Source organism: Pseudomonas sp. B5(2017) (genome assembly GCF_002112825.1).
GTDB lineage: Bacteria > Pseudomonadota > Gammaproteobacteria > Pseudomonadales > Pseudomonadaceae > Aquipseudomonas > Aquipseudomonas putida_Z.
On the sequence record NZ_NEIR01000003.1, the window covers coordinates 1 to 26982 of the forward strand.

Below are 26982 nucleotides of genomic sequence, written 5' to 3' on the forward strand. Positions count from 1 at the left end.
AACTATGCTTTTTCATGGTCTCGCCCTCGCTGCCGTTGGCTTCTTAGAACGCCACCGTGGCACTGTGATGCCTCGGCGGGGGCGAGTCCATCGATTACAATCGACCGCGTCAAGCAGTCAGGCAAGGCCCCAGTGCATCAACGCCAGCACCAAAAGCACAAGAAACACGCTCTCCCCCACCATCAGCGCAATGGGTTTCACCCCGACCGAGGCCAGCGACTTGAGTTGAGTTTTCATGCCCAGGGCACTGATCGCCACCACCAGGCAGCCACGCGACAGGTCGTTGATACCGCCTTGCACTGTGGTGGGTACCCAGCCTGTGCTGTTGACGCACGCCAGCAGCAGGAAGCCGACCGCGAACCATGGCAGCAAGGGCGGCCGCTGGCCACCGGCCTCGAGGCCCTGGCGCCGGGTGATCATGGCTGCGCAGACAATGACCGGCAACAGCATGGCCACCCGCATCAGCTTGACCACCGTGGCGATGTCGCCGGTCTCGGTAGACATGCTGTAACCCGCCCCCACCACCTGTGCCACGTCGTGGATGGTCGCCCCGAGGAAGACCCCGGCCTGCGCCGGGGACAGGTGCAGCCACTGGGCAATCATCGGGTACAAGATCATCGCCAGGGTCGACAGCGCCGACACGCCGATCACGGTGAACAGCGTTGCATGCTCCTTGCGCGGGTGCTGTGGCAAGGCAGCTGCCAGCGCCAGCGCAGCCGAGGCACCGCAAATGGCCGTGGCACCGCCGGTGAGCATGCCGAACAGCCGTGAAAACCCCAGCACCTTGGCCACCACCACCGAGACCAGGATGGTCACCACCACCAGGGTCACGACCAGGGCCACGGGCTTCCAGCCCAGGCTGGCGATCTGGTCCAGGGTGATGCGCATGCCAAGCAGCGCCACGCCCAGGCGCAGTACCGTGCGGGCGGTGAACTCGATACCGGCCTTGCAGGGGCCGTCGACCGCGAGAAAGTTCAGCGCCATCCCCAATAGCAAGGCAAACAGCATGACCGGGGCCGCGTAATGCTCACCGAGGAAACTGGCGGCCGCGCCGACGACAAGGCTGACCACCACCCCCGGGGCGAGGGTGCGGATACGCTGATGGGTAGCGCCAAGTGCCAGTGTATTCATTGCCCCGCCTCCTCACTGTCAAACACGATGTAGACCTGCCCGCCCTGCTGCTCGACCGGGTAGCTGGCAACCTTCAAGGCCCTGGAGTTGACCAGGTAGCCGCTGGCCAGGTCGAAGCGCAGGCCATGCGCGCAGCACTGGATGACACGGCCTTCCAGCCGCCCGCCGCACAACGACGCGCCCTGGTGCGGGCAGCTGTCGTCGATGGCATAGAGCGAGTCGGCAACGTTGAACAGCGCCACGCTGCGCCCTTCGCAGGCCAACAGCACACGGCCGTCACGTTCCGGCACCTGATGGGGGGCCAATGCAATGCGCCGGGTCATGCCCTCTCAACCTCTTGCAGCGCTTCGGTCATGGCCGCATACAGCACCTCGGCAGGCTGTGCACCCGCAAAGAGCGGCCCCTGATTGAAACGGAAGCGCGGCACGGCACTGCCAGCGCGCCCGGCCCCATCGAGGAACGGGCTGCCGTCGTCACGCAGGCAGTCGACCACCTGCGCGGTATCCAGCCCGCAACATCGGGCGATGTCGAGCAAGGTGCGGCTATCCCCCAGATCGCGGCCCTGGTGGAAATAGGCGATGAACAACTGCGCCAGCAAGGCTTCCAGTTGCGCTGCTTCGAGCAACTGGGCAGCCCGTTGCAGCAGCCGATGGGCATTGCCGGTGTTGGGCATGCGGCGAATACGCGAGAAGTCGATGTCCTCGCCTACCACACGGGCAGCGGCGCGCACCTGGGCCTGGCGCTCGCGTACCGCCTCCTCGCTGCCCAGGCGTTGCAGATAGAAGGCATGGAACGGCACGCCAACGGCGGGCAAGCCAGGCAACAACTGCACACCTCGCCATCGCAGTTGTACCTGCACTTGCGGCTGTTCGCGCTGCAACAGCAACAGGGCAGCCTGCAGGTGCCGCTGGCCAATCAGGCACCACGGGCAGACGAAATCGAAGAACACTTCGACGGACAACAGCTGTTTCACGGTTTCAACTCCCGGGGTGCGTCGGCGGCGTCGTGTGCCGGTGCATGCAGACGGTCCATGTCGCGGTGGTAATGACGTTTGGCGAGGAAAAACACCGCCGCCGCGCCGATACTCATCAGCGGCACCAGCTGGAAGGCGGCATGCAGGCCGATCAGGTCGGAAACGCGCCCGGTGATCAGCGGCCCGGTGGCCAGGCCCAACAGGTTGTTGGCCAGGGTCAGGGTGGCAAACGCGGTGCCGTGCACCGAGGCGTGAGTGAGGTTGGCGACCATGGCACTGGACGGGCCGTTGGTGCCGGCGGCGATCATCATGCCCAGGCAGATCAGCACCAGTTGGGCGGTGCCGGCTGGCAGCGTGAAAGCGAGGGACAACAGCGCGCAGCTGCCCAGGCAGTAGGCGATGGCCAGGCTGATCTTGCGGTCCGGGCGCTGCCGCCCGAGGCGGTCGCAGAGCATGGCGCAGAGGATCATGCCGATGCCGCTGCACAGCACGATGACTGCGGCAATAGCCCCGGCGCGGTCGGTGCCCATGGCGTAATAGCGGTTCAGGTAGCTGGGCATCCAGACGATCACGGTGCCGCCGACGAACAGCTGCAGCCCGCTGCCGACGTAGGCCGCGATGACCGAACGGCTGCTGTACAGGGTGCGCAGCGGGCGGCCGGCCTTGCCTTGCGACTGCTGCGCGCATCGAGGCGCAATACGCGCCTCCTTGACGATCAGCGGGTACAGCATCGCCAGCACCAGGCCGAACAGCGCCATGCCGGCGAATGCCCAGCGCCAGCCCAGGTGCTGGGCCAGTACACCGCCCAGGGCCATGCCCAGCACCGAGCCGAACATGCCACCGGCCATGAACGCGCCGGCCAGGGTCGAGCGCATGTCGCGGGGGAACACCGCGACCACCACGGCGATGCCGACACTGCCGTAGGCCGCCTCGCCCACCCCCACCAGAAACCGCGCGACGAACATTTGCGGGTAGTTTTCCGCCAGGGCGCAGCCGAGGGTGGCCAGGCTCCACAGTACTGCCATCAGCACCAGGCTGCGCACCCGGCCGAAGCGGTCGGCCAGCAGCGACAGCGGGAAGGTCAGCAGGCCGACCATCAGCGCGACGATACCGCTGAGCAGGCCGAGCTGGCTGTCGCTCAACGCCCATTCGCCCTTGAGCAGCGGGAACACCGCATTGAGCACCTGGCGCGACATGTAGTCGGAGATCAACAGGCCAAAGGTCAGGGCGAAGACCACCCAGGCATAGCGCCGGGGGACGCTGTGGGCGGTGTCGGTGCCGGAATCTTCGGCACTGGCGAGATAGGTGGCCATGTTGCCTCCTTGGGGTGATGTGGGTTTTTCTTGTTCTTATGCATTGGCACGCCCCCTGTAGGAGCGGCCTTGTGTCGCGATGGGCCGCAAAGCGGCCCCCGATTGAAGCGTCAACTCAACTATTGCCGGGGCTGCTGTGCAGCCCTGTCGCGACACAAGGCCGCTCCTAAAAAGGCCAGCGCAGGCCAGTGAAGTCAGCGCTGCGGCACGCCCTTCACACCCGGCTGGCGATTCGGCGCCATGCCGTTGGCCTCGAGGGTCTGCTCGATGCTGTCGTACTGCTGCCCGATGCGGTAAATGGCGCGTGCTTCCTTGCCGCTGGCAATCTCGCGGCCCAGCTCATGGGCCACACGCACGGTCTGCTGGATCTGCTGCACCGAGGTGAAGCGCTTGCCATGCTGGTCGATGATGGTGTCTTCGTTGCCGCAGCGTGGGTGCAGGCCCATGGCCAGGGCCATGGTGTTGAACGGCAGCACGTTCTTCAGCAACGATTCGGCGGTCAGGGTGCAACCGTCCGGCGCGCGGTGGATGAAGTTGAAGAAGTTGAACGGGTTGGGGCCGTCGAAACCGCCGCCAATGCCGATCCAGGTCAGGTTCAGCGGGCCCATGTAGTCACCACGGCGGACGATGCGCTCGAGCGTCTCCAGGGCATGCATGCCGGTCAGCTGGAAATGCGGCTGGATGTTGCTGGCCTGCAGGCGGCGCAGGTGCTCGCGGACCCAGGCCGGGCCGGCCGGCACAGTCATCTCGCTGTAGGCGGCATGAATCGCCGGGCTGGCCAGCGAGGTACCTTCCAGGTACTCGGGGTACAGCAACTCCATGATGTTCATCTGCGTGGTGTTGATGGCCACGGTCACCTGGTCGGGGCGCGGCGTCAGCTCGGCGAGCATGTGCCGGGTATCGTCCGACAGCCACTTGGCAGCCTCGCCTTCGCCTTCCGGGGCAAAGGAAATCGACCCGCCAACCTGGATGATCATGTCCGGCACCGCTTCGCGCACCCCGGCGATCAGCTCGTTGAACTTGGACAGGCGCTTGGAGCCCTTGCCGTCCAGTTCGCGCACGTGCAGGTGCAATACGGTGGCACCTGCCTCGTAGCAGTCGACAGCCTTCTGCACCTGCTCGTCCATGGTCAGGGGAATGTCTTCAGGGAAGTCTTCAGGCATCCACTCCGGGCCATAGGGGGCCACGGTGATCACCACCTTTTCCATGTTTTCAGGGTGCAACGAATCGTCGAAGAATTGCATGCTGTAGTCCTCGCTATTGTTATTGTGCGGTTGCCGCCAGCGACGGCGACGAACTCAGAACGTGGGGCTGCCCTTGATCCCGGCGCGCTCCATCTTGCGGTGGCACGGCGGGTAGTCCATGACGGCGTAGTGCTGGGTGCTGCGGTTGTCCCAGATCGCCACGCTGTTGGGCTTCCAGCGCCAGCGCACCTGGTACTCCGGCAGGTAGGCCTGGCTGATCAGGTAACGCAGCAGGTCGCTGGCACCGGGGTTGGCGTCCTGCCCGAAGCGCACCCGCTGCGGGGTGTGGTAATTGCTGAAATGGGTGGTGAAGGCGTTGACGAACAGCACCTGCTCGCCGGTTTCCGGGTGGGTGCGCACCACCGGGTGCTCGGCATCCGGGAACTGCGCCTTCAGCGCCAGGCGCTTTTCCAGCGGCATGGCGGCGCCAAAGCTGGCCTCGATGCTGTGACGGGCGCGCAGGCCTTCGATCTTGGCCTTCACATCGCCTGGCAGGTTTTCATAGGCCAGCACCATGTTCGCCCACATCGTGTCGCCGCCCACGGGCGGGCATTCGATGCAGCGCAGCACACAGCCCATCGGCGGGGCCTCGCGCCAGGTGGCGTCGGTGTGCCAGGCATTTTCATAGCGGTCGTTGGGCTGGTCCGGGCGCTTGTAGATCTGCACCAGGCCCGGATGCTCCGGGTCGCTGCCGGCCACCGGGTGGTCCTCCAGGTCGCCGAAGCGGCGGGCAAACGCCACGTGTTCGGCGCGGCTGAAGTGCTGGTCGCGCAGGAACAGCACACGGTGCCGGAGCAACTGCGCGCGAAGCTGGGCGAACAGGTCGTCGTCGTGGATCGCGTCGGCCAGGTTGACCCCACTTACCTCGGCACCGATCGCGCAGGTCAGTTGTTCGATGTGCATGCTGTTGCCCTCTTCAGATGACGAAGATCGACGAGCCGGTGGTCTTGCGCGCTTCCAGGTCACGGTGGGCCTGGACGGCATCCTGCAGTGCGTAGTGCTGGTTGATCTCGATACGGATGCGCCCGCTGCCGACGTGATCGAACAGCTCGCCGGCCAGGTCGGCCTTTTCCGCCGGGTCGGCGATGAAGTCGGCCAGTGCCGGGCGGGTGAGCTGCAGCGAGCCCTTGATCGCCAGCAACTGCGGGTCGAACGGCGGGATGGTACCTGACGCCGTGCCGACGCAAACCATCAGGCCGCGGCGCTTGAGCGAATCGAGCGAGCCCATGAAGGTGTTCTTGCCAACGCTGTCGAACACCACGTTCACCCCTACCCCGTCGGTCAGCTCACGCACGCGCGTGGCAACGTCCTCGACGCTGTAGTTGATGACGTGGTTGCAGCCATGGGCGCGAGCCACTTCGGCCTTGGCCTCGGTGGACACCGTGCCGATCACGTTCAGCCCCAGCAGCTGCGCCCACTGCGCGACGATCAGGCCGACCCCGCCAGCGGCAGCATGCAGCAGCACGCTGTCGCCGGGTTTGAAGTCATGGAGCCGACGCAGCAGGTAGGCGGAGGTCAGGCCGCGCATGGTCATGGCGGCGGCGGTTTCGAAGGCGATGGTATCCGGCAGCTTGATCAGCGCGGCGGCATGGATCAGGCGCTCGGTGCAATAAGCGCCCAGGGTGTTGAGGAAGCCGGTGTAGGTGACCCGGTCACCCACCGCCACCTGGGTCACGCCCTCGCCCAGCGCCTCGACCACGCCGGCCGCTTCCACGCCGATGCCATTGGGTAGCGGGATCGGGTAGGTGCCGTTGCGGAAATAGGTATCGGCGTAGTTCAGGCCCACCGCCACCTGGCGCAAGCGCACCTGCCCCGGGCCGGGCTCGCCGACCTCGGCGTCCTCGTAGCGCAGCACCTCGGGGCCACCGGTCTGATGGAAACGTACGACTTTGGACATGCTTGTCTCTCCAATCATCGATCTGGACGCATGGCGTCAGTTCTGGGTGATTGGACTGTATGCCCTTGGTGTGCGGGGTGCTTCGCATCGGACGACAGCGGGTTTTCATTTGATGACAGGACGGGCGTCGACCTGCCGATCACGAAAACCGTGTTTTATTCATGAGTCTCCTTGATGGTTATCCATGGCCAGACTAATACTTAAGTCTCTGCCTGGGGAGGCACGAAAAATGCAACCAAGATTCGTTATCGTTCCCGCTGTGCCGATCGAAAAGGAGTCGTTCCGCGTGGGTAGCCGCTATTACGCCGCTACCGTTTGTGGGGGTTTCGACATTTACGATAACCAAGCGAAGGAGCGGCTCAAGCCCAGTTATCCAAGCAGGACGGATGCGCTGATGCGGTGCGAGCAGATGAACAAGCGCGGTGATGCAGGCTGATACCCAGAATCCAGACGGCTGTGCGATCCCTGTAGGAGCGGCCTTGTGTCGCGATGGGCTGCGCAGCGGCCCCGGCAATCTGTGCATCAACGCAAGATCCGGGGGCTGCTACGCAGCCCATCGCGACACAAGGCCGCTCCTACAGGGGGTCACGTGTTCGTGGCCTCGCCCTGCTGCCAACCGGCAATCAGGCGCTGGGCATTCTCCTCGCAATCTATCCCCTGCGGCTTGTCTTCCATGCCTGCAATAACCGCCAGCAACTGCGCGCGGTTGTGCGCCAGCCGCTGCTGCATCGCTTCGATCTCCGCCACCTTGCGCTTGAGGCTGCCCAGCAATAGATCATGCCCACCCGCCGCAGCCCCGGAGGCGTCGGTGAGTTTGCGCATTTCTTCCAGGCTGAACCCGGCCTGCTGGCCGCAGGTGATGATCTCCAGCGCCCGCACCACCTGCTCCGGGTAATCCCGGTAACCATTGCCCAGGCGCCGCGCAGTAATCAGTCCGCTGGCTTCGTAAAAGCGGATACGCGATGCACTAAGCCCCGTGCGTCGCGCCAGTTCACCAATTTTCATTGCGTCAGCATTCCCCTCTTGACCTTAAAGCTGACTTTAATCTTAGCCTTCTCCCGAACCTAGCCCACGCGCGCAAAAACCGATGCGTGGCAACCCTTTGCGGAGATCGCCATGACGCCGTTCCAGCCCCTGCACCTGCCCAATGGCAGTGTCATCCCCAACCGCATCGCCAAGGCGGCGATGGAGGAAAACCTGGCCAACCCGGACCAGACCCCTTCCGACCAGCTGCTGCGCCTTTACCAGGCTTGGGCCGAGGGCGGTGCCGGGCTGTTGCTGACCGGTAACGTGATGGTCGACCCTGGCGCCATGACCGGCCCGGGTGGCGTGATGCTCGATGCCAGCCAGCCACTGCAACGTTTTCGCGACTGGGCGCGCATCGGCCGCGCCCACGGCGCGCAGTTCTGGATGCAGATCAACCACCCGGGCCGGCAGATGCAGGCCAACCTCGGCCAGCCCACCGTGGCGCCTTCGGCCATTGCCCTGGACATGGGCGGTTTATCCAAGCTGTTCCCCTTGCCCAAGGCACTGGACGAAGCCGAGATCGGCGCGTTGATCCAGCGCTTTGCCCGCACTGCGGCGCTGGCTGAAGAAGCTGGTTTCAGTGGCGTACAGATCCACGCTGCCCACGGTTACCTGCTGAGCCAGTTTCTTTCGCCACTGAGCAACCAGCGCCAGGATCGCTGGGGTGGCAGCCTGGAAAATCGCGCGCGGTTGCTGCTGGAGGTGGTCAAGGCCGTGCGCGAAGTGGTTTCGCCCGGTTTCGCCGTGGCAGTGAAACTGAATTCGGCGGATTTCCAGCGCGGCGGTTTCGAACCGGCGGATGCGCGCCAGGTAGTGCTGTGGCTGAATGAATTGCCGGTGGACCTGGTGGAGCTGTCGGGCGGCAGCTATGAGGCACCGGCGATGCAGGGTGATGCCCGCGATGGGCGCACCCTGGCTCGCGAGGCCTACTTCCTGGAGTTTGCCCGGGAAATCGCCGCCATCGCGAAGATGCCGGTGATGGTCACCGGCGGTATCCGGCGGTTGCCGGTAGTCGAGCAGGTGCTGGCCAGCGGTGTGGCCATGGCGGGGATTGCCACGGCGTTGGCAGTCGAGCCTGCCCTGCCCCGGCTCTGGCAGAACGGCGAGCCGACGGCAACCGCCGAACTGCAGCCCATTCGCTGGAAGCGCAAGGCCTTTGCCGCACTGGCCTACATGGCCCTGGTGAAATTGCAGATGCGCCGCCTGGCGGCCGGCAGCCGGCCCAAGGCGCATGCGTCGCCCTTGCGCGCCTTGTTGCTGGAGCAAGGCTGCACGTTACTGCGGGTGCGGCAGTACAGGCGTATGATGAAAAGCCGAGCGGATTGATGGTGTGATCGCAGAGCCAGGGGTCGCACATTCGCGCGGGGAGCACCTGCCTTCATCGGCGTCCTCTACCGGAGCACTGCCATGAACAAACCCTTTCAAGCGCTGATCCTTGCACTGGCAGCGCTTTCTGCCTGCTCGTCCAACTCCGCGCTGTACCACGACCAGCCGCTGGTGGCGAAAGTCGCCAACGGCATGAGCAGAGACCAGGTCATGCAGGTCGGCGGCAAGCCCGATGCCGAGACCCAACGCACCGTGGTGCCCGGTACCTGTTTCGACTACATGTTGACCAAAGCCGACAACCGGCAACCCTACAGCGTAAGTTTCGACGGCACCGGCAAAGTGGACAATACCGCTTTCATGACCTGCGCCGAGTGGAGCAATGCTCAGCGCAGGGCCCGCCTGCCCAGCATGGGCGGCTCTAGCGGATCGGGTTACTGAGTCAGTCCAGGCATTCCCTGGCAGCCTAGCGCAATTTGTCGCCAGACAGGAAGCTGCCTTTGTAGAAGGTCGCGCGGCTGCCCTCGCGGGAATCGACTACGTCCAGCACATCATCGGATGCCACGGCGCTGGGAGCCGTCAACCGGTAGCCGTGGGCGATCGATTTCTGCGTGGCCTGTGGCGCCAGCGCTTGCCACTTGGGCAGTACGCAGGCGGCGTACTGCTGGGGCGATTTGTGGGTCAGCTTGCTGGCAGTGGGTTTGCCAGGGGTTGCGCAACCGGCAAGGCCGGTGACCAGCACGGCGGCGAGAAAGATACGAAACGTAGACATTTGCAATTGCCCATCAAGGATACGCGGCATTTTAACGGAGGGTTGTATTGGCTTACCAATCAACCAAAGTCTCGCTGCACGGGCCGCAACTGATATTTCTGCCAGTGGCCTGGGTGAGTGAAGGCTGGGAAAGTGTATCTGCCAATAGCCTTCGGAGCACACACCATGCAAAGGAACACCAACAGAACGCAATTCTTCTATCAGAATGGAAAACTGATCAACCTGAGGGTTGGTGAACAAGGTCGCAGCATTTTCCGTACTACAGATGTGCCACTCGCCGAACTGCAAACGAAGGGCATGCACTCCAGCGGCTTGCTGGCGACGGACGATAAGGGTTCAGTACTGAACGTGCAGGAAAACACCTGATTCTGGAGGAACGGGCGCTATCGAGAACACCGGCGTAGCCGGTATCAGCCACCGCGTCGCCTGCTTCGCGGGTGAACCCGCTCCCACAGGGACCCCATCAGCCGAAAGAATGCACCGCTCCTGTGGGAGCGGGCGTGCCCGCGAACACCGGCGCAGCCGGTGCCAGCCACCGCGTCGCCTGCTTCGCGGGCAGGCCCGCTCCCACAAGGACCCCACCTGCCGAAAGAATGCGCTGTCCCTGTGGGAGCGGGTTTACCCGCGAACACCGGCGCAGCCGGTGCCAACCACCGCGTCGCCTGCTTCGCGGGCATGCCCGCTCCCACAAGGACCCCACCTGCCGAAAGAATGCACCGTTCCTGTGGGAGCGGGCGCGCCCGCGAACACCGGCGCAGCCGGTGCCAGCCACCGCGTCGCCTGCTTCGCGGGCATGCCCCACAAGGACCCCACCTGCCGAAGGAATGCGCTGTCCCTGTGGGAGCGGGTTTACCCGCGAACACCGGCGCAGCCGGTGCCAACCACCGCGTCACCTGCCGGGGGCGCTCGCTGACACCTGCGCCTGACGTCAATCCAGCGCGCCGTTCAACACCTCGTAGATAATCCCCGTAGCAACTGCCACCAGGATCAGGTCCGCACCCGCCTGCATCCATTCATAGCCATCGTAATGAGGCAGTTGCCCCAGCAGCCTGCCATCCAGCTTCTTGGCGATACCCGGCGGCAGTGGTTTGCCACGGGCCAGGTTCTTCTGAATGCCGGGGGGCAGCGCCGGCCCTGCGCTCCAGTAGCTGCGGTGCCCGTCAAGAATGCCAAGCACATCGCCACGGTTTATCGACGGCCCACCATACGAGCCCCCGTGGCCTTGACCATGCTGGCCCTTGTCCTTGCCATGGCCCTGCCCTTTACCATTACCCGGGTCGGCATAAGTGAGCGCCGGCCCCACTGCCAGCGCGATCGAGGTAGCGATAACTGCCCATCGACGCTTTGCCATAGCTGTTTCCTTACACCAGAGACGTCCCAGCACTGTAGACCAAAACCCGGTTCAGGGTGAAAGTCCCCAAACCCGGGTCAGGGCTTGGCACTCCGATAGAGCATGATGGCTGCCACATCGAGTGCCAACACGGCAACGGCGAAGAGAAACATGAAGTACAGATCTTCTGGAAACATGGCCGTATCCCCAAATGGGCAGGTTTTCAGGGATGCAGCAATTCCCGTTCCAAACGCCTGGCTGAACGAACCTGCCCATCTGCTATCGAGATGATTGCTCCGTAACCACGACATCAGCCGGCAATGTTCCAGCGCGGCTTTCCCATTTTGCGACCACGATCGGCGCCAGCGCATTACCGAGCACGTTCAGTGCCGTAACGGGCATGTCCATCAAGCGATATACCCCTGCAATCAGGGCCACGCCTTCCAATGGCAAACCTGCCGCTGTCAGGGTTGCAGTGAGAATGACAAACATGAACCCGGGCACTCCGGCAGCGCCTTTGGACGTCAATACCATGATGAATACCAGCATCACCTGGTCGGCCAGGGCCAGTTCAATATTGTAGGCCTGCGCGATAAACAGGGTACCCAGGCCCGCAAACAGCGACGCGCCATCCAGATTGAATGAATAACACAACGGGATCACCAGCGACGTGATCGCTCGCGGCACACCCCGTGCTTCGGTCTTGGCCATCAATTGCGGCATGACGGTGGCAGAACTCGCGCTGCTGAAAGCCAGTATCAGTTCATCCTTGAAGGCCTTGATGATCTCGAAGATATTCTCGCCAACAGCCCTGGCAACAAGGCCCAGCACGGCAATCGCGAAGAATAGTACCGCCACATAAGTAATGGCTATCAGCTTTGCCAGCGGCATCAGTGAATCAATCCCGAAGGTCGACACGGTGACAGCTATCAGGGCAAAGATGCCGATCGGTGAGTAGGCCATGACCATATGGGTGACCTTGAACATGGTATCCACTACCGTCTGCAGCACGGCAACCAAAGGCTGCCTCCTGGGTTCATCCAGCGTAGACAGTGCCACCCCGAACAAGATGGCGAAGAACAGTACCGACAACAGCTTCGCCTCTGCCATTGCGGCCACTACGTTATCAGGAATGATGCCCAGCAATACCTTTCCGAGCCCTGCCGAACCATTTTGCACCGGTGGCACTGCTTCACTCGCCGATGAAACGGCGAAACCCGCACCGGCGCCTGGCTGGAGCACGTTACCGACCAACAAGCCGAAAATGATTGCGACCCCGGTCACAACAAAGAAATAGACAAGGCTTTTTGTTCCCACCCGCCCCAGGGCGCGCTTGCCAGAGCCGGCTATGCCTACCACCATGCAGGAAAACACCAGCGGCACGATGATCATTTTCATCAGTTTTATAAACGCGTCACCCGCCGGCTGTAGCACTTGCTCGATCCACCACCCCTTGTAATCGGGAAAATGATTCAACAACACGCCAACACATATACCGACAGCCAGACCAATTGCAATTTGCGTGATCAAATTTATTTTTATTCTCACAGGACTGATCTCTGTTTTTATAAGACACTAGGAAGCAAAGACTGCATTCAAACTCTTGAACCCCTTGATTTCGATCGGATTACCACTTGGGTCCAGGAAAAACATTGTCCTCTGCTCGCCAGGCTCACCCTCGAAACGTACAACCGGTGGAATTTCGAACTGCACGCCCAGAACTTCAAGGCGTTCAGCCAAGGCTTGCCAGCGATCCAGAGGCAATATCACCCCGATATGAGGCATCAGTACAAGGTGCGGGCCGACCTTGCCGGTGCGGCTGGTTTCAAAGGGTTTGCCCACATGCAGAGATATCTGGTGACCAAAGAACTCGAAGTCTACCCACGTATCAGTGCTACGCCCCTCGACACAGCCAAGAACCTCTTTATAGAATTTTCTTGCTTCATCCAGATCTTTGACATGATAAGCAACATGAAAGGGTGTCAACATGATGGTACTCCTCGAACGGAGCCACTATCCTCACACCGCCCGGCATTCATGTACACCAACTGACACTTGGTCTGAGCATAAGCATTACTTATGGACATTCAAAATCTGGAAAGCCTCATATCTGTTGTTGAATGCGGTTCCATTGCGGGTGCGGCAAAGAAAGCAAATGTTTCAGCCGCTGCAATAAGTTTGCGCATTCGAAACCTGGAGAAACACTTGGGCTGCACTCTCTTCAATAGAGAGGCACACGCGATAAGGCCGACAGAAAAGCTGCTGGCATTGATTCCACGGATACGTTGCATCGTCGAGCATGCCAATCAGCTCAGGAACGACCTGAACGCCGATACGCTGACCGGGGAACTGCGCATTGGCGCCATATCAACCGCCCTCACCGGCCTTGTACCGGCAGCACTGGAGCATTTGTCATCCTCCGCGCCCGACCTCAAACTCACCATCACGCCCGGTGACTCGAAACTGCTTCATGACAAGCTGATCAATCAGGAACTGGATGCGGCAATTCTGGTGGCGCCACCCTTCAAGACAGCAAAATCGTTGAGAACGCTCACGTTGCGCAGCGAACCGCTGTGCTTGTTGGCACCTGCCGCGGCCTCCCGGGCTGAAGCGCAGGCAATGCTGGCCACCGGGCCCTATATCCGATATGCCGTGGACTCCTGGGGCGGCCTGATAACCCAGCGTTATCTGGACGATCTGGGCCTCGCGCCCAGCGTGGCTTGCGACCTGGATGCGCTCGAGGCCATCAGCCTGCTGGTGTCGCTGGGGCAAGGTGTTTCCTTGGTACCGCAATGGCCGTCATTGCTGGAGCAATCGCCTAACGCCCGGATTCTGAGCGAAGAACCCAGGTACTGCCGCGACATAGTGCTGGCCTACAGTGCCGGCCATCACCGCACGTCGGCAATCAAGCTGCTGGCATCCGTACTGATGGCCTGACACCCCAGTTCAGTACAGACGGGCCTTGATCAGCGGGCGCAGCAAGTAATTGAGCACGCTGCGCTTGCCGCTGAGGATATCCACCTCGGCAACCATGCCGGGGATGATCGGCAACACCTCCTCGCCGCGCTTGAGCTGGCTGCCGTCAGTGCGGATCAGCACCTGGTAGTACGACTCCTTGCCATGGGGCGTGTCCTCCTCGATGGTGTCGGCGCTGATCTGCTCCAGGGTGCCCTTGAGGTCGCCATAGATACTGAAGTCGTAGGCGGTGATCTTCACCTTGGCCGGCATGCCCGGCACCAGGAAGGCCACGTCGCGCGGCTTGATCCTGGCCTCGACGAGCAGGCGGTCCTCCACCGGGATCACTTCCATGATCGCCTCGCCGGGCTGGATCACCCCGCCACGGGTGTTGATCAGCACGGTGTTCACCCGCCCACGCACCGGCGAAACGATCCCGGTACGGCGCAGTTGGTCCTGGCGCTGCTGGACGATCGGCTCCAGGGCACTGAGGTCGGCCTTGCGCTGTGAGCGTTCGGTATAGGCATCCTGGAAGTAGCTGCTCTTCAGCTCGGTCAGCTTGCCGTTGAGGGTAGCGATGTCCTGGCTCAGCCGCAGCGCCTCCATCTGGCTCACCGCACGCTTGGCCACCAGCGGGCGGACCAGGTCGAGCTGACTCTGGGCCAGGCTGATCTGCCTCTGGATTGCCTGGCTGCCTTCGAGCAGCTTGTCCCGCCGCGACTTGAACAGCTCGCGCTCGGAACGCGCCAGCGGCCCTTGCGGGTCGATGTCCGATGGAAACTCGATGGCCGCCTTGCCCAGCACTTCGGCGTCCAGCCGGGCAATGGCCGCGCGCAGCACGCCGGCCTGGTTGGCCGACTCCTGGAAATTGGTGAGAAAGCGCGTCTCGTCCAGGCGCAGCAGCGGCTGGCCGACCTCCACCAGGTCGCCCTCCTGCACCAGCAGACGGTCGAGAATGCCCCCTTCCAGGCTCTGGATCTTCTGGATGCGGCTGAACGGCACCACCCGCCCATCGCCGCGCGTCACTTCATCGAGCTCTGCCCAGGCGGCCCAGGCGACGAACAGCAAGACGCTGCCGAGCAGGGTCCAGAGCAGCGGGCGATAGACCGGGTGAGTGGTCGCCAGCAAGGGATCGGCCAGTTGCCGGCGCAGCGCTACAGAACTCTTTTCAGCTGCCATGGCCGGCTCCTTCGGCGACCTGCGGCGCCTGCACCTGGTTGCCCAGCACCACCTGGTTCAGCGGGCCGTCCATGATCACCTGGCCGTTGCGCAGCACCACCGCACGGTCCACCAGCGCCAGTACGCTTTTCTTGTGGGTGGTGATGATCAGGGTACGGCGGCCCAGCCATTTCTGCAGGTAGTCGATGACCTGCTTCTCGCTGTTCTGGTCAAAGGCCGCGGTCGGCTCGTCGAGCAGCAGGATCGGCGGGTCCTGCAACAGCACCCGGGCCAGCCCCACCGCCTGGCGCTGGCCGCCGGAGAGGCTGGCGTTGCCCTGGATCGGCATGTCCAGGCCCAACGGGTGGGCGCGCACGAAAGTACCCAGCCCCACGCCATCGAGGGCTTCCAGCAATTCCTCGTCACCCAGCGCGGCGTTGGCCAGGTTGAGGTTTTCCCGCAGGCTGCCGTGGAACAGCGCCACGTCCTGCGGCAGGTAGCCGATGCCGCGCTGGCGGTCGGCCGGGTCGAGCTGGCTCAGGGCGATGTCGTCCAGCAACAGCCGGCCGGATTGCGCGTCGAGCAGGCCGCTGAGCAGCCGCAGCAGGGTCGACTTGCCGGCGCCGTTGCCGCCGAGCAGCGCTACCCGCTCGCCGGCCTGGATGTTCAGCGCCTGCACGTCGACCACCGGTGGGCTGTCGCCGTGGGCCAGGCGCAGCGCCTCCAGACGGTAATGCCCGTGGAGTCGGTCGCGGTGCACGAAGCGCTTGCCGGCGGGCCGCTCCTGCTCGGCGGACATCAGCTGGTCGAGGCCCTCCAGCGCCACCTTGGTGTGCTGCCAGCGGCCAAGAATGGCGGCAGCCTGGGACAGCGGTGCGATGGCCCGCGAGGCCAGGATCGAACAGGCCACCAGGGCGCCGACGGTCATCGCGCCGTCGCTTATCCGGTAGACGCCGAACACCACCACCCCGACATAGCACAGCTGCTGGACGATGCTCGCCGAATAGCTGAGGGTCGAGGCCAGGGCGTGGGTCTTCATTGCGGTACCGGCCAGTTCCCCGGTGAGCGTCTCCCACTGCTGGCGGCAGCGGCCTTCGGCACGCGCGGCCTTGACCGTCTCCAGGTGTTCGAAGGCTTCCAGCAGCACGCTGTTCTTCATCGCCCCCTCGCGCAGGTTCTGCCGCGACAGGTGCCCCAGCAGGCGCTGGGTCAGCAGCCCCGGCAGCAGCATCAACACGCAGGCCACCAGCGGCACCCAGACCACATGGCCACCGATCACGGCAATGATCAACAGGAAGATCACCACGAACGGCAGGTCGCTGATCAGCGCGGCGCTGGACGAAGTGAAGAACTCGCGGACCGACTCGAACTCACGCACCTGGGTGCTGAACGCGCCCATCGACGCAGGTTTGGCGGCGATCCGGGTGCTCAGCACACGCGCGAACAGCAGGCTCGACAACTGCAGGTCCAGGCGCTTGCCGAGAACGTTCAGCAGGTGCCCGCGAAGGATCCGCAATACCCCGTCGACGATGATCGCCAGGGCCACGCCGCTGGCGAGTATCCATAGGGTATCGAAGGCCGCGTTGGGTACCACGCGGTCGTACACCTGCATGGCGAACAGCGCCGAGGCGACGGCCAGGACGTTGGCCACCAGGGCCGCCGCCGTGACTTCCGCATAAGAGCGCCAGAGCCGCTTGAGCGGCCCGAAGAACCAGTGCTCCGGCAGGCCGCTGGCGTAGTCGCCCACCCGCCCGTCGGGGTGGTAGCGGCACTTGGCGAACACCGCCGTGCCGCTGTAAAGCGCCTCCAGAACGGGCAGCGCCATGCACTCACGGCCGCCGTCGCTCTGCGGCACCAGCACCTCGTACTGCTCACCCTCGATGCCAACCAGCAGCAGGCTGCGGCCATCGTCGAGCAACAGCAGGGCCGGCAGCAGGTAGGCGTCCATCTGCCGCAACGGCAGCTCCGCAACCCTGGCAGTGATGTCGGCGCGGCGCAGGGCGCGGGCGACCAGGCGCAGCGGCAGGCGTCCGTGCTCCAGCGCCAGGCCGTCGACCAGCTCAGCGTCGCCCAGCGGCCGGCCCAGTTGCCGGCACAGCAGCAGCAGGCCCTGGCGCAGCGGGTCGTCGTGGTTCAGGGTCACGACATTATCCGGGGATTGTTCAACTTCCATGATTCAACCGATTCTCCAGTAATGCCCCCAACAGCCCGACCTGCGCAGCCGCCCGGTACTCGATGCGTTTGCGCTCGATGTGCAGATTGATCAATTGCCGCTCGGCCTCGAAGCGTTCGCGCTGCACGTTGAGCAAGTCGATCACGTCGCGCCGGCCGACCTCGAACTGCTCGCGGTACAGCTCGCCCACCTGCTCCGACTCCGTCACCTGCTGGCTCAGCGACTGTTCCCGCCAGCGCAGGGTGTCGCCATTATCGAACAGCGTCTGCAGCTGCCGGCGGATGTCACGCTGCATCGCATCGGCCGTCCATTGCGCCGACTCCAGACGCTGTTGCGCAGCGGTCGGCCGGCGGAAGTTGGAAAGCCCCTGGAAGGTATCCATGCGAAAGCGCAGCGACATCACCGAGTCGCTTTCCGGGCGACCGCCGATCTCCCGGCGCAATGCGGAGGCCTCCAGGTTCAACTGCGGCAGCAACGAAGCCTTGGCCTCGCGGACTTGCGCCTCGGCGACATTGGCGTCCTCCAACGCCTTGCGCTGCAACGGTGACTCGCGGATCACCCGCGTCATGTCGCTGGCAGCCAGGTAGCGCTGCAGCGACATCGGCTCGGGCTCCACCAGCTCGGAGGGGTCCTGGCCAACCAGGATCGCGTACTGGTTGCGCGCGTCCTGCAGGTTGCCCTTCTCCAGCGACAGCTGTTCCTGGGCACGCGCCAGTTCGAGGTTGGCGCGGTCCAGTTCGCTGCGGTCGGCGTAACCGTCGCTGCCGCGCGCCTGGGTCATCTCGCGGATGCCGTCGAGGCGCTGGATGTGCTGGCGCACCGTCTCCACCCGGCGCTCCGAGGCAAGCACATCGAGATAGGTCTCGACGATATCCAGCGCCGCATCGTCGCGCGCCACCAGCACCGCCTCGGAAAGCTTGCGCCGGGTCGCGCTGGCGCTGTCGACCTTGCTCGTCACCCTTCCCCAGTCATACAGCATCTGCGAGACGGTGACGTCGTAGACGACCTCGCCAACGTCGAACTCCTGCGGCCCTCCGGACATGGTGACAGAGGGGTAATAGCCACCCTTGGCGATTTCCACCTCGGTGCCCGCACGATCCGCCTCGGCCATCGCCGAACGCACCTGCGGGTGGATCGCCAATCCCGCCCGCACCGCCTGGTCAAGCGGGATGGCCGGGGCGGACAACGGCAGCCCCAGGCACAGGAGCCAGAGGGCTCCCGCGCCACGGCGCCGTCCCTTGAGCACGGACAGGCCGCGCATCAGACCACGACCTGTACCGTGTTGTCCTCGATCAGCAGGGTACTGCTGCCAAAGTTGTAGACATCGTAGGTAATGCCGTTGAGCTGCTGCGTGGTCCCGGTGTTCACGGCACCCACCACGTTGAGGGTGTCGTTGCTTTCGCCGGTAATCTGCAGCACGTTGTTGGCATCGGTGATGGCGTCGACCTCCGCCGCGGTCAGGGTCAGCACGCTCCCCGAGTCGCCCCTGCCAAGGTCGATACGCTCGATGTTGGAGAGCGTGCCGACGCCGACGGCGTTGTAATCGAGGTCGATGCCGTCGGCCAGGACCAACGTGTCGAAGCCGGCGCCGCCGTCGATGCTGACGAAGTCGGTCGCGGTGATCTGGATGGCATCGTTGCCGTTGCCGGCCACCACGTGATCACCGGTCCCAACGTTGAAGATCAGGTCGTTGCCATCACCTCCATTGATGTGCTCCGAACTGCCGCTCGCCCCAGACATGACGTCGTCCCCCGAGGTGCCGTTGACGTCGATCTGGCCGATATTCAGTGACAGCCCGTTGGGGGTCAGGGTGATGCCGTAGGCCGAGCTGTCGTTGCTGTTGGTGTCGGTGGCGACGATGTTGAACGAGATCTGCGAACCGAGGTTGAGGATATCGGTGATGTTCAGCCCCAGCTGGGTGAGGACGGTCGGGCTCAGCAGGTTCAGCGAGAAGTTGCCGGAGCTGTCCGCCTGGATCGGCAGCAGCTCGACGTTCAGCGCAGGGGTGATGACACGGATCACCACGCTGGAGTCCGGCTCGGTGGTGCCGCTGAAACCGAACCGCGGGTTCAGCGGGTTGAGGCTGACATCGACGCCGAAGTTGCCGATGGTCACTGGCTGCTCGAGGCTGCCGCCAACGCCGATGGTTGCCACATTGCTCGTGTTGCCGGCCGGATCCTCGCCGGTTACCGAAACCTGGGCGTTGAGCAACTGGTCCAGGGTAAGGTCGATGTCCAGGTCGGTGAGCAGGTTCAGCGAAGCCAGCCCGCTGTTGTCGGCTGTCACCGTGGCGGTGGCGGTGACGCCGCCGATGTCCACTTCAACCGTCAGTTCGGTTCCCAGATCGGTGGAGATGGTCAGGATGCTGCCCACCAGCGACAGCACCGGGGTCGCAGGCGGGATGGTGTCGACGGTGAACGGCACCGGGGTCGAAGCAGTGCCGCCATTGATGTCTGCGGTGACGGTAGAGGCGCCCTCCGGGAACGGCCCCATGCCACCGCCAGGGGGAATGGTCACGGTGACGCTGCCGGCCAGGATATCGCTGGCGGTGATGGTGTGCGTTGCCTGCGTCTCGTAGCCGTTCTGCCCGGCGAAGGCGACGGTGATCACCTGGCCGACCTGCATGGTCGGGCGGATCGTCACGTCGACCTGGATGCCGTCGCTGATCTCCGCAGCGTTGATCCAGGTGTCGGCGGCTTCCGGCACACTGATGGTCGGCGGCGCCAGGTCCGGCGCGTTGATCGTCGCCGGGCCGCTGAGGTTGCCGGCAGCGTCGGCGGTAACCCCGCTGATCAGCTCGCCGGTGATCAGCGGTGGCGCCAACGGCAGGCTGAAGTTACCGGCGCCGTCGACATTCACCGTGATCGGGTTGGCGGTATCGCCGTCGATCACGAGGCGTACCTGGCTGTTCGGCTCGGCGGTACCGGTCAGCAGCGCACCGTCGGCACTGATGCTCAACAGCGGTGCCGACGGCGCCACCGAGTCGACCGTGGTACTGGCCGGGCCACTGCTGTTGCCGGCGGCGTCCTCGGCCACCGCGTTGACCACCGTGCCATTGGCCAGCGGCGTGGTTGGGGTGAAGCTCCAGTCGCCACTGCCGTCGGCGGTCGTCTCGCCGATCGGATTGCCGCCACCATCGGTGAGGATGACGGTGGCGCCGGGCTCAGCAGTACCCGTGAGGACCACACCATTGCTCGGCTCGATAGTCGGCGCGGCCGGGGCGATGGCGTCAACGGTGACGCTGCTCGGCCCGCTGGTATTGCCGGCCGGGTCCTGGGCCACGGCGTTGATCACCGTGCCGTTGGCCAGCGGCGTGCCGGGCGTGAACGACCAGTTGCCACTGCCGTCGGCGGTCGTCTCACCGATCGGGTTGCCGTTGCCGTCGGTGAGGATCACCTTGGCCCCGGCTTCGGCGGTACCACTGATCTCGGTGCCGTTGCTCGGCTCGATCGTCGGCTGGCCGGGGGCTACCGCATCCACCGTGGTGCTGACCTGTGGGGTGCTGGTGTTGCCAGCGGCGTCCTGGGCCACGGCGTTGATCACCGTGCCGTTGGCCAGCGGCGCACCAGGCGTGAAGGCCCAGTTGCCAGTGCCGTCAGCGGTCGTCTCGCCGATCGGGTTGCCGTTGCCGTCGGTGAGGATCACCTTCGCCCCGGCTTCAGCGCTACCCGTGATCACGGTCCCGTTGCTCGGGTCGATCGTCGGCTGGCCAGGTGCGACTGAATCCACCGTGGTGCTGGCTGGCAGGCTGATATTGCCGGCCGGGTCCTGGGCCACGGCGTTGATCACCGTGCCGTTGGCCAGCGCAGGCGCAGGCGTGAAGGTCCAGTTGCCACTGCCGTCGGCGGTCGTCTCGCCGATCGGGTTGCCGCTGCCGTCGGTGAGGATCACCTTGGTCCCGGCTTCGGCGGTACCACTGATCACCACCCCGTTGCTCGGGCTGATAATCGGTGCGGCCGGGGCGATGGCGTCAACGGTGACGCTGGCCGGCCCGCTGGTATTGCCGGCCGGGTCCTGGGCCACGGCGTTGATCACCGTGCCGTTGGCCAGCGGCGTGCCGGGCGTGAACGACCAGTTGCCGCTGCCGTCGGCGACGGTCTGGCCGATCGGGTTGCCGCTGCCGTCGGTGAGGATCACCCTGGCACCGGCTTCAGCGGTACCACTGATCTCGGTACCGTTGCTCGGCTCGATCGTCGGCTGGCCAGGGGCTACCGCATCCACCGTGGTGCTGACTTGTGGGGTGCTGGTGTTGCCAGCGGCGTCCTGGGCCACGGCATTGATGACCGTGCCATTGACCAGCGGCGTACCGGGCGTGAACGACCAGTTGCCGCTGCCGTCGGCAGTGGTCTGGCCGATCGGGTTGCCGCTGCCGTCAGTGAGGATCACCTTGGCCCCGGCCTCAGCCGTACCACTGATCACCACCCCGTTGCTCGGGTTGATGACCGGTGCGGCCGGCGCGACGGCGTCAACGGTGGCGCTGGTCGGCCCGCTGGTGTTGCCGGACGGGTCCTGAGCCACGGCGTTGATCACCGTGCCGTTGCCCAGCGCAGGCGAAGGCGTGAAGGCCCAGTTGCCACTGCCATCGGCTGTCGTCTGGCCGATCGGGTTGCCACTGCCGTCGGTGAGGATCACCTTGGTCCCGGCTTCGGCGGTACCACTGATCACAACCCCGTTGCTCGGGTTGACGATCGGTGCGGCCGGGGCGATGGCGTCAACGGTGACGCTGGCCGGCCCGCTGGTATTGCCGGCCGGGTCCTGGGCCACGGCGTTTATCACCGTGCCGTTGGCCAGCGGCGTGCCGGGCGTGAACGACCAGTTGCCGCTGCCGTCGGCGACGGTCTGGCCGATCGGGTTGCCGCTGCCGTCGGTGAGGATGACAGTGGCGCCGGCTTCGGCAGTACCACTGATTTCCGTGCCATTGCTCGGTTCAACCACCGGAGCGGCCGGCGCCACGCCGTCCACGGTAATGACCGCCGGCGCACTATCGGTCCCACCGGGGTTGCGCGCCACCGCGTTGACCACGGTGCCATCCGGCAACGGAATGCCGGGTGTGAACGACCAGTTACCGGCGCCGTCGGCGGTGACCTGGCCGATCGGGTTGCCGCTGCCATCGGTGAGGATAATGGTGTTACCGGCATCGGCAGTACCGCTGATCACCGAGCCGTTACTCGGGTCGACCTGCGGAATCGACGGCAGCGACGAATCCACGGTGGTGCTACCTGAAGCACCCGTATTGCCGGCGGCATCGGTCGCCGTGGCGTTGACCACGGTACCATTGGGCAGTTGCGTGCCCGGGGTGAACGTCCAGTTGCCGCTGCCGTCGGCAGTGACTTCGCCAATCGGATTACCATTGCCACCGGTGAGAGTCACGGTGCTGTTCGGCTCGGCAGTACCGTTGATCACGGCGCCGTTGCTCGGATTGACCACTGGCGCGGCGGGTGCGATCGAATCCACCGTGGTGCTGCCCTGCGGGCCAGTGTTGCCGGCTGGGTCCTGGGCGACGGCGTTGACCACCGTGCCATTGGCCAGCGGCGTGGTCGGGGTGAAGCTCCAGTCGCCGTTGCCGTCGGCGGTGGTTTGGCCGATGGGGTTGCCGCTGCCATCGGTCAGGATGACGGTGCTGCCCGGCTCGGCGGTGCCGCTGATTTCGCTGCCGTTGCTTGGCTCGACGACTGGTGCGGCCGGGGCTACCGAGTCCACTGTGGTGGCGGCCTGCGGACCGGTGTTGCCGGTCGGGTCGGTTGCCGTGGCGATGATTACGGTACCGTTGGCCAGCGGCAAGCCGGGGGTGAAGCTCCAGGTGCCGCTGCCGTCGGCGGTGATCTGGGCGATCGGGTTGCCGCCGAGGTCGGTCAGGGTGACGGTGGCGCCCGCTTCAGCGGTACCGTTGATGGTCGCGCCGTTGGTGGGATTGATTACCGGTGCAGCCGGCGCGCTGGAATCGACGGTGACCGTCGCTGCCGGGCTGGTATTGCCAGCCGGATCGCTCGCCGTGGCATTGACCACCGTGCCATTGGGCAGGGGCGTCGCTGGGGTGAACGTCCAGTTGCCGCTGCCGTCAGCGGTGACTTCGCCAATGGGGTTACCGCTGCCGTCGGTGAGGGTCACGGTGCTGTTCGGCTCGGCGGTGCCGCTAAGACTGCTGCCGTTGCTGAGATTGATGGTAGGTACACCCGGGGCCACGCCGTCCACGGTGGTGCTGGCCGGCCCGCTGGTATTGCCGGCCGGGTCGGTCGCCGTGGCGTTGATCACGGTTCCGTCGGCCAGCGGCGTACCGGGGGTGAAGCTCCAGTCGCCGCTGCCGTCGGCAGTGGTCTGGCCGATCGGGTTGCCGCTGCCATCGGTCAGGGTGATGGTACTGCCTGGCTCGGCGGTGCCGCTGATTTCGCTGCCGTTGCTCAGTTCGACCACTGGTGCGGCCGGGGCTACCGAGTCCACCGTGGTGGCGGCCTGCGGACCGGTGTTGCCGGTCGGGTCGGTTGCCGTTGCGATGATTACGGTACCGTTGGCCAGCGGTGTGCCGGGGGTAAAGCTCCAGTTGCCGCTGCCGTCGGCGGTGACCTGGCCGATCGGGTTGCCGCTGCCATCGGTCAGGGTGACGGTGGCACCTGCTTCAGCGGTACCGCCGATGGTCGCGCCGTTACTCGGATTGATTACCGGTGCAGCCGGCGCGCTGGAATCGACGGTGACCGTCGCTGCCGGGCTGGTATTGCCAGCCGGGTCGCTCGCCGTGGCATTGACCACCGTGCCATTGGGCAACGGCGTGGCTGGGGTGAACGTCCAGTTACCGCTGCCGTCGGCGGTGGCTTCGCCAATCGGATTACCACTGCCGTCGGTGAGGGTCACGGTGCTGTTCGGCTCGGCGGTGCCGCTAAGACTGCTGCCGTTGCTGAGATTGATGGTAGGTACGCCCGGGGCCACGCCATCCACGGTGGTGCTGCCCTGCCCGCTGGTATTGCCGGCCGGGTCGGTCGCCGTGGCATTGACCACGGAGCCATCCGGCAACGGTGTGCCAGGGGTGAACGACCAGTTGCCGCTGCCGTCGGCGGTGGTCTGGCCGATGGGGTTGCCGCTGCCGTCGGTCAGGGTGATGGTGCTGCCCGGCTCGGCGGTGCCGCTGATTTCGCTGCCGTTGCTCGGCTCGACCACCGGCGCGGCCGGGGCCACCGAGTCCACTGTGGTGCTTGATGGAGCGCTGGTGTTGCCGGTCGGGTCGGTCGCGGTGGCGTTCACCACGGTGCCGTTGGGTAACGGGCTGCCCGGAGTGAAACTCCAGTTGCCACTGCCATCGGCGGTGACCTGGCCGATCGGGTTGCCGCTGCCATCGGTCAGGGTGACGGTGGCACCTGCTTCAGCGGTACCGCCGATGGTCGCGCCGTTGGTGGGATTGATCACCGGTGCAGCCGGCGCGCTGGAGTCGACGGTGACCGTCGCTGCCGGGCTGGTATTGCCGGCCGGGTCGCTCGCCGTGGCATTGACCACCGTGCCATTGGGCAACGGCGTGGCTGGGGTGAACGTCCAGTTACCGCTGCCGTCGGCGGTGGCTTCGCCAATCGGATTACCACTGCCGTCGGTGAGGGTCACGGTGCTGTTCGGCTCGGCGGTGCCGCTGAGGCTGCTGCCGTTGCTGAGGTCGATGGTGGGCACGCCCGGGGCCACGCCATCCACGGTGGTGCTGCCCTGCCCGCTGGTATTGCCGGCCGGGTCGGTCGCCGTGGCATTGACCACGGAGCCATCCGGCAACGGTGTGCCTGGGGTGAGCGACCAGTTGCCGCTGCCGTCGGCGGTGGTCTGGCCGATCGGGTTGCCGCTGCCGTCGGTCAGGGTGATGGTGCTACCCGGCTCGGCGGTACCGCTGATTTCGCTGCCGTTGCTCGGCTGGACCACCGGCGCGGCCGGGGCCACCGAGTCCACTGTAGTGCTCGATGGAGCGCTGGTATTGCCGGTCAGGTCGGTCGCAGTGGCGTTCACCACGGTGCCGTTGGGTAACGGGCTGCCCGGTGTGAAACTCCAGTTGCCACTGCCGTCGGCGGTGACCTGGCCGATCGGGTTGCCGCCGGCATCGGTCAGGGTAACGGTGCTGCCCGGTTCAGCGGTGCCACTGATCGTGGTGCCATTGCTGGGGTTGACCACTGGTGCAGCCGGGGCCTGCGCATCCACTGTCGTGCTCGTCGGAGCGCTGGTGTTGCCAGCTGCATCCTGGGCCACCACGTTGATCACGGTACCGTCGGGCAGCGGTGTCGCGGGGGTGTAGCTCCAGTTGCCACTGCCATCGGCCGTCACCTGGCCGATCGGATTACCGCTACCATCGGTGAGGGTCACGGTGCTGTTCGGCTCGGCGGTACCGCTGAGGCTGCTGCCGTCGCTCAGGTCGATGGTGGGAGCGCCCGGCGCCACGCTATCCACGGTGGTGCTGCCCTGCCCGCTGGTATTGCCAGCCGCGTCCTGGGCCACCGCGTTGACCACGGTACCATCGGGCAGCGGGGTCGCGGGGGTATAGCTCCAGTTGCCGTTGCCATCGGCCGTCACCTGGCCGATCGGGTTACCGCTGCCATCGGTGAGGGTCACGGTGCTGTTCGGCTCGGCGGTACCACTGAGCTCGGTACCATTGCTCGGGTTGATCACGGGTGCCGCTGGCGCCACGCCGTCGATGATGATGCTGGCGGGCGGGCCGCTGTTACCGGCGGCATCCACTACCACTGCTTTGACCACCGTGCCATCGGGCAGTGGGCTATCGGGTGTGTACGACCAGTTACCGTTGCCGTCGGCAGTAGTCTGGCCGATGGGGTTGCCGTTGCCGTCGGTGAGCACCACGGTGCTGCCCGGCTCGGCGGTACCGCTGATGCTGGAGCCGTTGCTCGGGTTGATTTGCGGCGCATCGGGGAAGTCAGGGGCCTGCACGGTCGCGGGCGGGCTGCTATTGCCGGCCGGATCGGTCACCACCACGGTAACCGTTTCGCCGTTGGTCAGTGGCGGATTCAGTGGAATCTGGAATTTGCCGTCGGAGCCGACCACCACGCTGACGTCGGTTTGCCCGTCGCCGTTGCTGTCGATGCCCACGGTGGCGCCCGGCTCGGCCGTGCCGCTGATGCTGCTGCCATCTGGGGCAATCTGCAGTCCGCTGGCAGGCGCCGGTGCCGTGGTGTCAGGCGGCACACTGCCGTCACCGCCGCCACCACCACCGCCGCCGCCATCGTTGCTGTTGGCGATCGCGACGCCGCCGCCAATGATCGCAGCCCCAGCCAGCAATGCAGCGCCGGGGCTGAGCCCGGCAATGGTGCCGTCGGCGCCAGTGAGCGACTCGAACCCGGCCGCAGTTTCCTGGGGCACATAACCTGCCAACAGCGGCCCATCGGCAGCGACCGGGGGCAGGTCGACGGCCAGCAGCTTGTCCCGGTCTACCAGGTACAACTGGCTTACCGGCTGCCCTTCGACATAGAAGTTGGCAATGCGCAGGCTCTCGCCAGACTTCAGTTGTACGATCAGGTCCGCCCCGCTTTTTGTGTAGCTCGTCACGCTTTCTGGAGCAATATCCAGAACAATGTTACTGCTCTGAGTAAGCGTCAGGATTCCGTTATCGGGGATTGCGATGGGGGCGGCAGAATTAACACTTTGAGCGAGGGGAGATACCTTGGCCTGAATCGACATACGTGACAGTCCTTTTGTCTACAGCACGACCGAGCGATC

The 26982-nt window shown here is 64.9% G+C and carries 21 protein-coding genes; 5 read left to right on the forward strand and 16 right to left on the reverse strand.

Annotated features, from left to right (window positions below):
- Positions 1-117: 117 nt before the first annotated feature.
- The 7 genes from CAG00_RS05055 to CAG00_RS05085 all read right to left on the reverse strand — a co-directional run bounded on the left by CAG00_RS05055 (position 118) and on the right by CAG00_RS05085 (position 6558).
- On the reverse strand, positions 118-1131 hold the full coding sequence (locus tag CAG00_RS05055) for a YeiH family protein (RefSeq protein WP_085663632.1): 1014 nt from the start codon (positions 1129-1131) through the stop codon (positions 118-120).
- A complete protein-coding gene (locus CAG00_RS05060) occupies positions 1128-1454 on the reverse strand; it encodes a Rieske 2Fe-2S domain-containing protein (RefSeq protein ID WP_013972534.1) in 327 nt (108 codons plus the stop codon). The genes CAG00_RS05055 and CAG00_RS05060 overlap by 4 nt, the downstream gene beginning before the upstream one ends.
- Positions 1451-2104, reverse strand: a complete 654-nt coding sequence (locus CAG00_RS05065; RefSeq protein ID WP_085663633.1) for a DsbA family protein — start codon at positions 2102-2104, stop codon at positions 1451-1453. The genes CAG00_RS05060 and CAG00_RS05065 overlap by 4 nt, the downstream gene beginning before the upstream one ends.
- The gene (locus tag CAG00_RS05070; RefSeq protein WP_085663634.1) at positions 2101-3417 is read right to left on the reverse strand and encodes an MFS transporter; all 1317 of its coding nucleotides are present in this window, start codon (positions 3415-3417) and stop codon (positions 2101-2103) included. The genes CAG00_RS05065 and CAG00_RS05070 overlap by 4 nt, the downstream gene beginning before the upstream one ends.
- A 194-nt stretch (positions 3418-3611) precedes the next feature.
- Positions 3612-4661, reverse strand: a complete 1050-nt coding sequence (locus tag CAG00_RS05075) for a 3-keto-5-aminohexanoate cleavage protein (protein WP_085616475.1) — start codon at positions 4659-4661, stop codon at positions 3612-3614.
- 54 nt (positions 4662-4715) lie between these two features.
- Entirely contained in the window at positions 4716-5564 is an 849-nt protein-coding gene (locus tag CAG00_RS05080; RefSeq protein ID WP_013972530.1) for a TauD/TfdA family dioxygenase, read from the reverse strand.
- Positions 5565-5577: 13 nt separating this feature from the next.
- A complete protein-coding gene (locus tag CAG00_RS05085; protein ID WP_085663635.1) occupies positions 5578-6558 on the reverse strand; it encodes a quinone oxidoreductase in 981 nt (326 codons plus the stop codon).
- 229 nt (positions 6559-6787) lie between these two features.
- On the opposite strand from CAG00_RS05085, the gene CAG00_RS29000 reads away from it, so the two are divergent.
- Positions 6788-6994 (forward strand): hypothetical protein, encoded by a 207-nt coding sequence (locus CAG00_RS29000; RefSeq protein ID WP_085616480.1) that lies wholly within the window; start codon positions 6788-6790, stop codon positions 6992-6994.
- A gap of 149 nt (positions 6995-7143) precedes the next feature.
- On the opposite strand, the gene CAG00_RS05095 is transcribed toward CAG00_RS29000, so the two are convergent.
- Positions 7144-7563, reverse strand: coding sequence for a MerR family transcriptional regulator (locus tag CAG00_RS05095; RefSeq protein WP_085663636.1), 420 nt, complete (start codon positions 7561-7563; stop codon positions 7144-7146).
- Positions 7564-7674: 111 nt separating this feature from the next.
- On the opposite strand from CAG00_RS05095, the gene CAG00_RS05100 reads away from it, so the two are divergent.
- Both CAG00_RS05100 and osmE read left to right on the forward strand, forming a co-directional pair.
- On the forward strand, positions 7675-8910 hold the full coding sequence (locus CAG00_RS05100; RefSeq protein WP_085663637.1) for an NADH:flavin oxidoreductase/NADH oxidase family protein: 1236 nt from the start codon (positions 7675-7677) through the stop codon (positions 8908-8910).
- Between the two features lie 81 nt (positions 8911-8991).
- The gene (osmE, locus tag CAG00_RS05105) at positions 8992-9348 is read left to right on the forward strand and encodes an osmotically-inducible lipoprotein OsmE (protein ID WP_085663638.1); all 357 of its coding nucleotides are present in this window, start codon (positions 8992-8994) and stop codon (positions 9346-9348) included.
- Between the two features lie 25 nt (positions 9349-9373).
- Here the strand turns inward: osmE and CAG00_RS05110 are convergent, their stop codons facing one another.
- Positions 9374-9709 carry a hypothetical protein gene (locus CAG00_RS05110; RefSeq protein ID WP_085663639.1) on the reverse strand — a complete coding sequence of 112 codons (336 nt, stop codon included), beginning with the start codon at positions 9707-9709 and terminating at the stop codon, positions 9374-9376.
- 135 nt (positions 9710-9844) lie between these two features.
- Here CAG00_RS05110 and CAG00_RS05115 point away from each other — a divergent pair, with 135 nt between their 5' ends.
- On the forward strand, positions 9845-10045 hold the full coding sequence (locus tag CAG00_RS05115; protein WP_085663640.1) for a hypothetical protein: 201 nt from the start codon (positions 9845-9847) through the stop codon (positions 10043-10045).
- A gap of 562 nt (positions 10046-10607) precedes the next feature.
- On the opposite strand, the gene CAG00_RS05125 is transcribed toward CAG00_RS05115, so the two are convergent.
- The 3 genes from CAG00_RS05125 to CAG00_RS05135 form a co-directional block, all read right to left on the reverse strand.
- Positions 10608-11030, reverse strand: a complete 423-nt coding sequence (locus CAG00_RS05125) for an anti-virulence regulator CigR family protein (RefSeq protein WP_013972524.1) — start codon at positions 11028-11030, stop codon at positions 10608-10610.
- A gap of 258 nt (positions 11031-11288) precedes the next feature.
- Positions 11289-12539 carry a cation:dicarboxylate symporter family transporter gene (locus tag CAG00_RS05130; RefSeq protein ID WP_256578957.1) on the reverse strand — a complete coding sequence of 417 codons (1251 nt, stop codon included), beginning with the start codon at positions 12537-12539 and terminating at the stop codon, positions 11289-11291.
- A gap of 45 nt (positions 12540-12584) precedes the next feature.
- Entirely contained in the window at positions 12585-12998 is a 414-nt protein-coding gene (locus CAG00_RS05135; protein WP_085663642.1) for a VOC family protein, read from the reverse strand.
- 90 nt (positions 12999-13088) lie between these two features.
- On the opposite strand from CAG00_RS05135, the gene CAG00_RS05140 reads away from it, so the two are divergent.
- Positions 13089-13946 carry a LysR family transcriptional regulator gene (locus CAG00_RS05140; RefSeq protein WP_075045131.1) on the forward strand — a complete coding sequence of 286 codons (858 nt, stop codon included), beginning with the start codon at positions 13089-13091 and terminating at the stop codon, positions 13944-13946.
- Positions 13947-13955: 9 nt separating this feature from the next.
- Here CAG00_RS05140 and CAG00_RS05145 read toward each other — a convergent pair whose 3' ends face one another.
- The 4 genes from CAG00_RS05145 to CAG00_RS05160 are packed head-to-tail and all read right to left on the reverse strand — an operon-like array spanning position 13956 to position 26943.
- Positions 13956-15143 (reverse strand): HlyD family efflux transporter periplasmic adaptor subunit, encoded by a 1188-nt coding sequence (locus CAG00_RS05145; RefSeq protein WP_085663643.1) that lies wholly within the window; start codon positions 15141-15143, stop codon positions 13956-13958.
- The gene (locus CAG00_RS05150) at positions 15133-17295 is read right to left on the reverse strand and encodes a type I secretion system permease/ATPase (protein ID WP_085663644.1); all 2163 of its coding nucleotides are present in this window, start codon (positions 17293-17295) and stop codon (positions 15133-15135) included. Before CAG00_RS05150 ends, CAG00_RS05145 begins: the two co-directional genes overlap by 11 nt.
- Positions 17285-18556 carry a TolC family protein gene (locus tag CAG00_RS05155; RefSeq protein ID WP_025338979.1) on the reverse strand — a complete coding sequence of 424 codons (1272 nt, stop codon included), beginning with the start codon at positions 18554-18556 and terminating at the stop codon, positions 17285-17287. The genes CAG00_RS05150 and CAG00_RS05155 overlap by 11 nt, the downstream gene beginning before the upstream one ends.
- Complete coding sequence (locus tag CAG00_RS05160) at positions 18556-26943, reverse strand: Ig-like domain-containing protein (protein ID WP_085663645.1); 8388 nt, start codon at positions 26941-26943, stop codon at positions 18556-18558. Before CAG00_RS05160 ends, CAG00_RS05155 begins: the two co-directional genes overlap by 1 nt.
- Positions 26944-26982: the final 39 nt, after the last annotated feature.